Source organism: Sphingomonas sanguinis, assembly GCF_001476905.1.
Taxonomy (GTDB): Bacteria; Pseudomonadota; Alphaproteobacteria; order Sphingomonadales; family Sphingomonadaceae; genus Sphingomonas; species Sphingomonas sanguinis_B.
This window is the reverse complement of record NZ_LDTE01000019.1, coordinates 1-10,674: the sequence shown is the minus strand read 5'-3', so window position 1 is coordinate 10,674 and position 10,674 is coordinate 1. Positions and strand designations below refer to the sequence as shown.

At 65.3% G+C, this 10,674-nt stretch carries 11 protein-coding genes; 7 read left to right on the top strand and 4 right to left on the bottom strand.

The genetic code is table 11. From position 1 onward, the window contains the following. Positions 1-2,145 (bottom strand): CDC48 family AAA ATPase (locus SB4_RS04255; RefSeq protein WP_058751554.1); only part of this gene is annotated, 2,145 nt, incomplete at its 3' end. 260 nt (positions 2,146-2,405) lie between these two features. Between SB4_RS04255 and SB4_RS04250 the strand changes: the two genes are divergently transcribed. Further along, the gene (locus SB4_RS04250) at positions 2,406-3,296 is read left to right on the top strand and encodes a LysR substrate-binding domain-containing protein (protein ID WP_058715244.1); all 891 of its coding nucleotides are present in this window, start codon (positions 2,406-2,408) and stop codon (positions 3,294-3,296) included. 20 nt (positions 3,297-3,316) lie between these two features. Beyond that, positions 3,317-4,234: a TSUP family transporter gene (locus SB4_RS04245; protein ID WP_241488469.1), complete on the top strand. Its 918-nt coding sequence runs from the start codon at positions 3,317-3,319 to the stop codon at positions 4,232-4,234. Between the two features lie 133 nt (positions 4,235-4,367). Here SB4_RS04245 and rpmG read toward each other — a convergent pair whose 3' ends face one another. Next, entirely contained in the window at positions 4,368-4,535 is a 168-nt protein-coding gene (rpmG, locus tag SB4_RS04240; RefSeq protein ID WP_007407030.1) for a 50S ribosomal protein L33, read from the bottom strand. A 195-nt stretch (positions 4,536-4,730) separates the two neighbouring features. Here rpmG and SB4_RS04235 point away from each other — a divergent pair, with 195 nt between their 5' ends. From SB4_RS04235 to SB4_RS04225, 3 genes are all read left to right on the top strand, one after another. After that, a complete protein-coding gene (locus SB4_RS04235; RefSeq protein WP_241488468.1) occupies positions 4,731-5,078 on the top strand; it encodes a hypothetical protein in 348 nt (115 codons plus the stop codon). Positions 5,079-5,090: 12 nt separating this feature from the next. Then, a complete protein-coding gene (locus SB4_RS04230; protein WP_153006063.1) occupies positions 5,091-5,660 on the top strand; it encodes a TMEM165/GDT1 family protein in 570 nt (189 codons plus the stop codon). 103 nt (positions 5,661-5,763) lie between these two features. Next, positions 5,764-6,261, top strand: a complete 498-nt coding sequence (locus SB4_RS04225; RefSeq protein ID WP_058751551.1) for a Dps family protein — start codon at positions 5,764-5,766, stop codon at positions 6,259-6,261. 74 nt (positions 6,262-6,335) lie between these two features. Here the strand turns inward: SB4_RS04225 and SB4_RS04220 are convergent, their stop codons facing one another. Further along, positions 6,336-6,842, bottom strand: a complete 507-nt coding sequence (locus tag SB4_RS04220) for a chemotaxis protein CheW (protein ID WP_058751550.1) — start codon at positions 6,840-6,842, stop codon at positions 6,336-6,338. After that, a complete protein-coding gene (locus SB4_RS04215; RefSeq protein WP_058715249.1) occupies positions 6,839-8,500 on the bottom strand; it encodes a methyl-accepting chemotaxis protein in 1,662 nt (553 codons plus the stop codon). Before SB4_RS04215 ends, SB4_RS04220 begins: the two co-directional genes overlap by 4 nt. 326 nt (positions 8,501-8,826) lie before the next feature. Here SB4_RS04215 and SB4_RS04210 point away from each other — a divergent pair, with 326 nt between their 5' ends. Next, a complete protein-coding gene (locus tag SB4_RS04210) occupies positions 8,827-9,012 on the top strand; it encodes a DUF1328 domain-containing protein (RefSeq protein ID WP_058715250.1) in 186 nt (61 codons plus the stop codon). 7 nt (positions 9,013-9,019) lie between these two features. Further along, complete coding sequence (locus SB4_RS04205) at positions 9,020-10,612, top strand: cisplatin damage response ATP-dependent DNA ligase (protein WP_058751549.1); 1,593 nt, start codon at positions 9,020-9,022, stop codon at positions 10,610-10,612. Positions 10,613-10,674 lie beyond the last annotated feature (62 nt).

Sequence of the window (10,674 nt, the reverse complement as noted above, 5' to 3'; positions counted from 1 at the left end):
CAGCGCCTCGTCAAAGGCCGCCATGTCGACCTGCGTCGCGCCCAACGACTTGCGCAGCGCGATCAGACCCGCCCTGCGCACCACATCGCCCAGGTCCGCGCCGGTGAACCGGTCGGTCCGCGCCGCCACGTCGTCCAGGTCGACATCGGGCGCGAGCGGCATCTTGGCGGTCTGGATACCCAGGATGCGCCGCCGCCCCGCCTTGTCGGGCACGCCGACATAGATCAGCTCGTCGAACCGCCCCGGCCGCAGTAGCGCGGGATCGACCAGATTGGGCCGATTGGTCGCGCCGATGACGACGACCGACTGCAATTCCTCCAGCCCGTCCATCTCGGCCAGGATGGTGTTGACCACCCGCTCGGTCACCTGCGGCTCGCCCAAGCCACCGCCACGCGCGGGCACCAGCGAGTCGAGCTCGTCGATGAAGATCACCGTCGGCGCGACCTGCCGCGCGCGGGCGAACAGCCGGGTGATCTGCTGCTCGCTCTCGCCATACCATTTGGACAACAGGTCGCTCGACTTGGTGGCGATGAAATTGGCCTGCGCCTCTCGCGCCACCGCCTTGGCCAGCAAGGTCTTGCCGGTGCCGGGCGGGCCATAGAGCAGGAAGCCCTTGGCAGGCCGGATGCCCAGCCGCCGGAAGGCGTCCGGGTCCTTCAGCGGCAGCTCGACGCCTTCCTTCAGCTTCATCTGCGCGGTGTCGAGGCCGCCGACATCCTCCCAGCGGACAGTCGGCGCCTGCACCATCACCTCGCGCATCGCCGAGGGCTGGACGCGCTTCAACGCCTCCAGGAAATCCTCGCGCGTGACCGACAGCGTGTCGAGCACCTCGGCCGGGATGGTCCGCTCCTCCAGATTGAGGCGCGGCATGATCCGCCGCACCGCCTCGATCGCCGCCTCGCGGGTCAGCGCCGCCAAGTCCGCGCCGACAAAGCCGAAGGTGGTGCGCGCCAGCTCGTTCAGATCCACCTTGTCGCCCAGCGGCATGCCGCGCGTATGGATGCCCAGGATCTCGCGCCGCCCGCGCTCGTCCGGCACGCCGACCACGATCTCGCGGTCGAACCGACCCGGCCGCCGCAGCGCCTCGTCGATCGCTTCGGGTCGGTTGGTCGCGGCGATGATGACAAGGTTCGCGCGCGCCTCCAGCCCATCCATCAGCGTCAGCAACTGCGCGACGAGCCGCTTCTCCGCCTCGCCCTGCACCCGGTCGCGTTTGGGGGCGATCGAATCGATCTCGTCGATGAACACGATCGAGGGCGCGGACTTGGTCGCTTCCTCGAAAATCTCGCGCAGCCGCTGCTCCGACTCGCCGTACGCCGAGCCCATGATCTCGGGGCCGTTGATCAGAAAGAACTGGGCGTCCGACTCATTGGCAACCGCACGGGCCAGCCGCGTCTTGCCGGTTCCGGGCGGCCCATGGAGCAGCACGCCCTTGGGCGGCTCGACGCCCAGCCGCTCGAACAATTCGGGATAGCGCAACGGCAGCTCGACCATCTCGCGCAGCTGGTCAATGGTCGAAGCCATGCCGCCGATATCGTCATAGGTGACATCGGCCCGGCGGGCCTCGCGCGGCTCCTCATATTCGGGGCGCAGCTCGACCTCGGTATTCTCGTCGATATGGACCACGCCCTTGGGGCTGGCCGCGACGACCGCGAGGCGGATTTCCTGAAGCGCATAGGCGGGCGCGTTCATGAACTGCGCGACGCCCGGCGGCATATTGGTGACGCGCTGTTGCCCCGCCGTGGCGACCACATCGCCCTGGCAGAGCGGCCGATTGAAGAAGGTGCGCTTGAGCGCCTGGGCCGAGCCCTGGAGCCGCAGATTCTGTTGCGCGGGGGCAAAGACGACGCGCGTCGCGGGCTTCGACTCGACCTTGCGCACCTCGACGAAATCGCCCGAGCCGACGCCCGCATTCGCCCGCTGCAACCCGTCGATGCGCAAGAGGTCGAGCCCTTCATCCTCCTGATAGGGGGCGACGGCGCGCGCAGGCGTCGCCTGCTTGCCGACAATCTCGACGACATCGCCCTCGGTAATGCCCAGTGCCGCCATCAGCGTGCGCGGCATATGGGCCAGACCGCGCCCGGAATCCTCGGGGCGGCTATTGGCCACCTGTATCTTGCGGGTCGGCGCGTCGCTGTCGGCCATGATCGTCCCTTGGCTATCGGTTTCCACACGAAAGCGCGGGACGTGGGGGCGGGTTCCGGCCAGCGAAAGACCGGACCGCCGAGCGGAGGCAAAAAAAAGGGCCGATCGAAACGACCAGCCCGTAAAAGTTTTTAGGAGAGGATGCCTGAAAGGCCCGTTCCTTTTGCGGTGCGAAACGTTATGTTGCAAGTGCGAAAAGCTTGGTTATGATTGCAGTTTGTGCAATCCTCTGACCCATAGGTCAACGAGTAAGGTGTGACATGCGCAGGCTGCCACCGCTGGGTGCCATCGAAGCATTTGTCCAGGTCGTCCGTCTGGGCTCCATCAAGGCCGCTGCCGAGGAACTGGCGCTCTCCGCGCCTGCACTCAGCCGCCGGGTGCAGACGCTGGAACGCTTCGTCGGCAAGCCGCTCTTCGCCCGGCGGCACCAGGCGATGGTGCCCAACGAGGACGGCCAGCGGCTGATGGAACAGATCGCACCGCTGCTCGACCAATTGTCCGACGCGGTGGAGGCGATGACCAGCGGGCAGGAGGTGTTGCGCCTGCGCCTGGGCGTGCTGCCGCTCTACGCCTCGCAGCGGCTGTTCCCGCATATGGGACTGCTCCGCGCCGCGCATCCCGAGCTGCATCTGGACATCGACACCGCCGGACACGGCATCGCGCGACTGGGCGAAGGGCTGGACGCGGTGATCGCGCTGGGCCGTGACATCGACCCCTCGCTCTATGCCAAGCGACTCGACCGCAACAAAGTCTATGTCATCGGATCGAAGCGGCTGCTGGAAGGGCCGACCCCGTTGCTGCGCCCCGAACAGCTGAACGGCATGACGGCCTTGCTGCACCGCGAAATGCCCGATGCCTTCACCGCCTGGTGCCAGGTCGCGGGACTGACCGATATCAAGCCCAAAGCGATCGACTTTTTCGACTCGGGCGGCCTGATGCTGGAAGCGGTTGCACAGGGGCTCGGCGTCGCCTTTATGCACGCCAGCCATTTCGAACATGCGCACGATCCGCGCCTGGTCCGTCTGTTCGATATCGAAGTCGACAGCCCGTATAGCCATTGGTTCGTCTGCCGCCCGCGCGCGCTGCAGCAGAAGTCGGTGAAGCTGTTCCACGACTGGCTGATCGGCACGCTCTACCCGGAAGCGGCATAAGGGCCAGTCGACCGGGCCCGGTGCCGTGCCTGCAAGGCGTTCCGGGTGTCCGAAGTCTCGCTGAATCCGCCCGATGGGACGCTGCCAACCCTTTCCCGTCGGAAATCATGGGAAGCGGTTGTCCGGTTGGCAAAAGGGATGGCGCAGATCTAGCGAACCTTATGGACCTGTCGATCGAAGCATTTTCCCTGTTGACCCTTGTGGCCTTCGTGGCGGGCAGCATCGATGCTCTGGCGGGTGGCGGAGGGCTGCTCACGATCCCGGCGCTGATGGCGGCGGGCATTCCGCCGGTGGCCGCGCTCGCGACGAACAAATTGCAGAGCACCTTGGGGACAGGCTCCGCAGTGCTGACATTTCTGCGCGCGGGGCGAATCGATCTGAAAGCCTTCGCTATCCCTGCGGCGGGCGCGTTCATCGGCTCCCTGCTGGGGGCGACGGCGGTTCAGCATGTTGATGCGAGTTTTCTGTCGGCCTTTGTCCCGCTGCTGCTGATCGCGATGGGATTCTATTTCCTGCTCGCCCCCAAGATGAGCGAGGTCGATCGCCATGCCCGATTGGGGCGCTGGGGCCTGACGCTGGTTTGCGGGGGACTAGGCTTTTACGATGGCTTTTTCGGTCCCGGCACCGGATCGTTCCTGACGACCGCGCTCGTCGCACTTGGCGGGCTGGGACTGGTCAGAGCGATCGCCAATACGAAATTCATCAATCTCGCCACCAACATAGCGGGCTTGGCGGCGATGATCGCGGGCGGAAAGGTGCTATGGCTGCTCGGCCTCAGCATGGCGGTCGCGAATATCGCGGGCAATCAGGTCGGCGCCTGGCTGGCCATTCGTTTCGGCGGGCGTGGCGTCCGCCCGCTGCTGGTCGTGATGTCCTTTGCCCTCACGATCAAGCTGTTGGCAGACCCGAACAACCCTTTGCGAGGCTGGTTTTCCTGAAGCGACCATCCCGCCGCCACCGATAAGAAAGAACGCCCGTCACGCACACGACAAAAAGCCGCGCGTCCTTTCGGACGGCGGCTTCACGCCTTCAAGAATCACGGGGCACCGCGAGCGGGCGCCCGCCCGTGAATTACTTGATCTTGGCTTCCTTGAACTCGACATGCTTGCGCACGACCGGGTCGTACTTGTTGAAGCTCAGCTTCTCGGTCTTGGTGCGCGGGTTCTTCTTCGTGACGTAAAAGAAGCCGGTATCAGCCGAGCTGACGAGCTTGATCTTGACGGTGGTCGGCTTGGCCATGACCTGGTTCCTGTATGCGTGAAAAAGCGAAAGCGGCAGCCGGAGCCGCCGCTATATAAGGGCCGCCCATGGCCCATGGCCCGGCGTGAGTCAAGCATTTCGCCCGATTTAAGCCCCTCTTTACGCGCAAACCCCTATACTCCGACAGCCTGGCTTCCTAGTCGGGGGCGATAGCGACGCCATGACGGAGAGGGGATGCGCTTGATGGACATGACCGATTCGCCCGAGGCGAATCCCCAAGGCAGCGATATCCGCGACCAGCTCTGGGCCCGGATCGCCGCGCTCGACGTGCGCGCGCCCTATGCCCCCGCCAGCGACCTGATGCGTGGCATCGAATCGATTCGTCGCCTCGCCCATGCCCATGGCCTGGCCCCCGCTGTCACCGTTACCCATTTCATCGACCGCGCGCTCATGCGCGGTGCGGCGGCGGGCCCCTTTCACGGCTGGCTGGCCATGCTGACCGATGCGGTCGCCAGCGAACGCCAGGATCTGGAGACCACCCAGCATTTTGCCGAGGCCTGTTCGGTCCGACTGGCGCGCTGAATGGATGCGTTGATGACCGTCCTCGTCGTCACGCTCCTCGCCCAGGCGGGCGGGCGGCTCAGCGGCTTTGCGACGCAGTTGGGCGAGCGGACCGGACGAATCGCTCCGGTGCTGGTCAGCGTGCTGGTCGCGCAAGGCGTGCTGGCGGCGGGTGCGGTTCTGCTCGGCATCGCGCTGGCGCCGCAGGTGACGCCGGAGACGCGCACGCTGATCCTGGCGATCGCGCTGGCGCTGGTCGGGATCGGGCTGACCGGGGGGCTGGGCGTATCGCGAGCCGGGGCAGGATCGCCGTTCGGATGGCCTCGGCTCGGCGCATTCGGGACCGCGCTGTTCGGCGGCGGCGCGATCCTGTCGGCCGATTCGGGGTTGCTGCTGATCGCGGCGGCGACGGCGCACTCCCCCCTGCCCTGGGCGGCCTGGCCGGGGGCAGTGCTGGGGCTGCTCGGCGCCCTGATCCCCCCCTTGCTGCTGGGCGAACGGGAATGGCGACGTATGCCGTGGCGCGCGATTCGCAGCGTGGCGGGCGTGGTGTTGATCCTTGCCGCCATCGTCGTCGCGCTCGCGACCAAGGGCCTGATCTAGCGGCTCGATCAGACTGGACGGTCTTTGTGCATGGACGGGTGGGAGCCATTGCGTCATCGGATCGTTTACGCAACGATCCCCATCCAGACAGCGGAGCCGATCCATGTCCGATATCAATCCGGCGCTCGATACGCCGACCGACCTCAACCGTAACGCCACCGCCAGCGTCGCCGACGCGCTGAACGGCGCGCTTGCCGACTGCTATGCGCTCTACCTGAAGACCAAGAATTTCCACTGGCACGTCTCGGGCCCGCATTTCCGCGACTATCACCTGATGCTCGACGATCAGGCGGCGCAGATCCTGGGCGTGACCGATGCCATCGCAGAGCGGGTGCGCAAGACCGGCAACGTCACGCTGCGCTCGATCGGCGACATTGCGCGCCGCCAGACCATCACCGACAATGACCGCGACTTCGTGTCGGCGGCCGACATGCTGGTCGAGTTGCGCGACGACAATCTGAAGCTGGTCGAGCGTTTCCGCGCCGTGAAGGACGCCGCCGAAGAGGCCAAGGACAATGCCACTAGCGGCATCGTCGACGAATGGACCGACCAGGCCGAGGAGCGCGCCTGGTTCCTGTTCGAGGCGGGCCGCAAGGGCTGAGCCGCCCCCAGCCGACAGGAAAAAGGCCCCGGCGAACACCGGGGCCTTTTTTTATGCGAGGGCGACCAGCCCCTTTATGCCGCGATGGCACTCGCCAAAGCGGTGCCGTCCAGCATCGCCGGATCGTCTTCGGCAAAAATGCTCGCCAGATCGAGCAGCGCGGCGAAATCACCCTTATGGCGCAGAATGGCCGCGACGCATTCGCTGCGCCAGCGTCCTCCGATGGCAGGCGGCGACTCCACGGCCCCAGCATCGTAGAGGCTGACATCCAGGACCCGATCCACCACCAGGCCGAGGCGTTGAGGACCTGCGCCTTCCGCCTTTGGCTGGAACTCCGTCACCAGGACTCGGGTCTTCAGCGTCGGCTCCACCGGCGCCATCCCCAGGCGCCGGCGCAAGTCGACCACCGGGACCGACTGTCCGCGGATGTCGGTCAGTCCCAATATCCATGCGGGCATATGGGGCATTCGGAAACAGGGGCGGTGATCCAGGATCTCACGGACCTGGGCGACGGGGAGCGCGAAGCTCTCCGTGCCCAGACCGAAGATCACGACCTGATGGTCTTCCGCCGCCCCGGTCATGCCGCCCGTCCGAAATCGAGGTCTTCGGCATCGGGCGCCCCGGTGCTCATATCGAGGGCAAAGCCGCGCGCCCGGGCCTGCTGATCCGCGACCGAGCCGGGACGCGGCGCGGGCATCCGCTTCGCCGAAATACCCCGGGCCACAGGCCGCGATGCGGGCCGCTCGGCTTGTCCGATGCGGAAGAAGGCGATGCTCTGCTGCATCTCCTCGGCCTGGCTGGCAAGCTCTTCCGAGGTGGAAGAGATTTGCTCCGACGCCGACGCATTCTGCTGCGTCACCATGTCCAGCTGCTGGATGGCCTGGTTGATCTGGACCGCGCCGATATCCTGTTCGCGACAGGCGGCACCGATCTCGGCGACCAGTTCGGCGGTGCGGCGGATATCCGGCACCAGCTTGCCCAGCATCTCTCCGGCGCGCGTTGCCGCCTTCACCGTGTCGGACGACATGCCGCTGATCTCGGTTGCCGCGACCTGGCTGCGCTCGGCGAGCTTGCGTACCTCGGCCGCCACGACTGCGAAACCGCGACCATGTTCACCCGCACGCGCCGCCTCGACCGCCGCGTTCAGGGCGAGCAGATCGGTCTGGCGGGCGATTTCCTGCACGATGCCGATCTTCTCGGCGATGGTCCGCATGGCGACCACGGCCTGCTGCACCGCCTCGCCGCTCTGATCGGCGTCGATCGAGGACTGGCGCGCGATCTTCTCGGTCTGGCTGGCATTGTCGGCATTCTGTTTGATGTTCGCCGCCATCTGCTCCATCGAAGCGGAGGCTTCCTCGGCGGCCGCCGCCTGTTCGGTGGCACCCTGGCTGACCTGTTGCGAGGTGGTGGACAGCTCTTCGCTGCCCGCCGCGACATTCTGCGCCGACAGGCTGGTCTGGCCGATCGTATCGCGCAGCCGCTCGATCATGCGGTTCACGATCTCCATCAAATCCTTGATCTCATCGTTCGTCTGGACGTGCATCTCGGTGGAAAGGTCACCGTCCGCCACCGCCGTCACGGCGGTGCCGATCGTCGCCAGTCCGCGCGACACTGTGCGCGAGATCCAGAACGCCCCGGCCATGGCGATCGTCAACGCAACGGCCCCGGTCACCAGCAGGACCATGAACGCCTGATCGTAAAGCGTATCGGTGTCACGCACCGCCTGTTCCATGCTGCGCTTGTTCATCGCCACGATCTGGTCGGATACATCGCCGAGCTGGCCGATGATAACCCGCGACTTGGTAATGGACAGCTCACCCGCCCGGACATTGTCGTTGCGCAGGCCCAGGCCGCGAATCTCGTCGTTCAACGGCAGAAATTCGGCCCATTTCGCCCGCGCCTGCTCCCAGAGCGGCCGCGATTCCGTGGTCGCGCTGGAATAACCCTGGTTCAGCAGAGCCTGCGTCTCGCCGCGCGCCTTCATCAGATCGCCGTCGATCTGCCGCATCAGCGTATCGTCATTGGTCAGCGCCAGATTCTTTTCCTGGCGGACGACATAGCTGGCCTTGATCACGAAGCTCTGCGCCAGTTCCAGGCGCTTGGCCGGACCCGCGACCAGATCGTTGATCGCGCTGTTGAGCGAATTCATCTTGAACAAGCCCAGGCCGATCACCGTCGCCATGAGCACGAGAAGCACGGCGAAGATCGCCGCCAATTTGACCTTGATTGTCGGTCGCATGAAGAATTTCCCTGATTTTGATAAATGTGGGGAATTACAGGGGCCTATCCAAATAGATTTCCCCCGCTTTCGCCCCCGAAATTCAGACGACCGGCAGCCGTCCTTTAGGTGACGAATCGATTGCGATTCATACCAAAATCATATCTTGGAATACCATTCGCACTCCCGTGACGACATTGGATACTCTTTGGTATTCTCTCGACTCCTAAAAATTGGTTATGCTTTGTACCAATGTCAGGAAGCGCCGGGTCGATGGCAGCATTCCGTAACGGGAACACCAACCCGTCTGGCCGGTTAAAAGCAGGACAGGTCAGGAGGATCGCCCCATGCTGAAGCTCGCCATCACATTTCTCGTCGTCGGACTGGTGCTGGGTGCGCTGGGCTTCGGTGGTATCGGCGGAGCGTTTGTCGGGATCGCCAAAATCCTGTTCTTCATCGCGATCGCGCTGTTCGTCATTTTCCTGGTGCTCGGGCTGGTCGCGGGCAAGTCGGTGAAGAACGCGATCGACTGACCCCAAAATGCGCGATTTCGCGGCGTTGCTCGACGCGCTGATCTACACGCGCTCGCGCAACGCCAAGCTGAAGCTGGTCGCGGATTATCTCGCCGCCACGCCCGATCCCGACCGGGGCTGGGCCATGGCGGCGTTGACGGGCGATCTCGACCTGCCCGGCGTCAAGCCCGCGCTGATCCGCGCCTTGATCGAACAGCGGGTCGATCCCGTGCTGTTCCGCATGAGCCGCGATTATGTCGGCGACACCGCCGAGACGGTCGCCCTGCTCTGGCCCGCGCCCGACCGGCCGCTCGACCCCGAACCCTTGTCGGTCAGCGATGTGGTCGAGCAGTTGCGGCATCTGTCGCGCTCCGATGCGCCCGCCGCGCTGGCCGACATGCTCGACCGGTCGACCGCCGAGGAGCGATTCGCGCTGCTGAAGATGGCGACCGGGGGCTTGCGCATCGGCCTGTCCGCTCGGCTTGCGAAGACTGCCTTTGCCCAACATTTCGGGCTGGATGTCGAGGCGGTGGAGGAGGTGTGGCACGGCCTGTCGCCGCCTTATGCCGAACTCTTCGCCTGGGGTGAGGGCACGGGCGCGCAGCCGACGCCTGCCGATGTGCCGGTCTTCCGCCCCTTCATGCTCGCCCATCCGCTGGAGGATCTGCGGGTCGACCTGACCGACTATGCCGCCGAATGGAAATGGGACGGTATCCGGGTGCAGATTGTCCATGTCGCAGGCCAGATCCGGCTCTACAGCCGTACTGGCGACGATGTGACCCACGCCTTTCCCGATGTCGCCAGCGCCTTCGACGCGGTCGGTGCGGTCGATGGCGAATTGCTGGTCAAGGGCGAACATCAGGGCGGGACACTGGAAGACGGCGGCGGCGCGGCCAGCTTCAACGCGCTGCAACAGCGCCTAGGGCGCAAGACGGTATCGGCAAAGATGCTGGCGGAGTATCCCGCCTTTGTCCGGCTCTACGACATATTGGTGGACGGGACCGAAGATGTCCGCGCCCTGCCTTGGACCGAACGACGCCAGCGACTGGAGGCCTTTGCCGCCAAGCTAGACCCCGAGCGATTCGACGTCAGCGCGGTGATCGAGGCCGAGGACTTCACCGCGCTGGAAGCTTTACGCGCCACTGCCCGCGATGCCGCAATCGAGGGGGTGATGCTCAAGCGGCGCGACTCGCCCTATAGCGGCGGGCGGCGTGTCGGCCTGTGGTACAAATGGAAGCGCGATCCGCTGACCGCCGATTGCGTGATGATGTACGCGCAGCGCGGCAATGGCCGGCGGTCGAGCTATTATAGCGACTATACCTTCGGCTGCTGGACCGAGGAAGGCGAGCTACTGCCCGTCGGCAAGGCCTATTCGGGGATCACCGATGAGGAGCTGCGCCAGCTCGACCGCTTCGTGCGGGCGCATACCGTCCAGCGTTTCGGCCCGGTGCGCGAGGTGGAAAAGACGCTGGTGCTCGAGATCGCGTTCGATTCGATCCACGATTCAAAGCGGCACAAATCCGGCGTCGCCATGCGCTTCCCCCGAATCGCGCGCATCCGTACCGACAAACCCGCCGCAGAGGCCGATCGGGTGGAGACGTTGAAGCGACTGGTGACGTAAACATCCTCCCCGGCACGGGGAGGTGGCAGGCCGTCAGGCTTGACGGAGGGGGGCTTGCCACA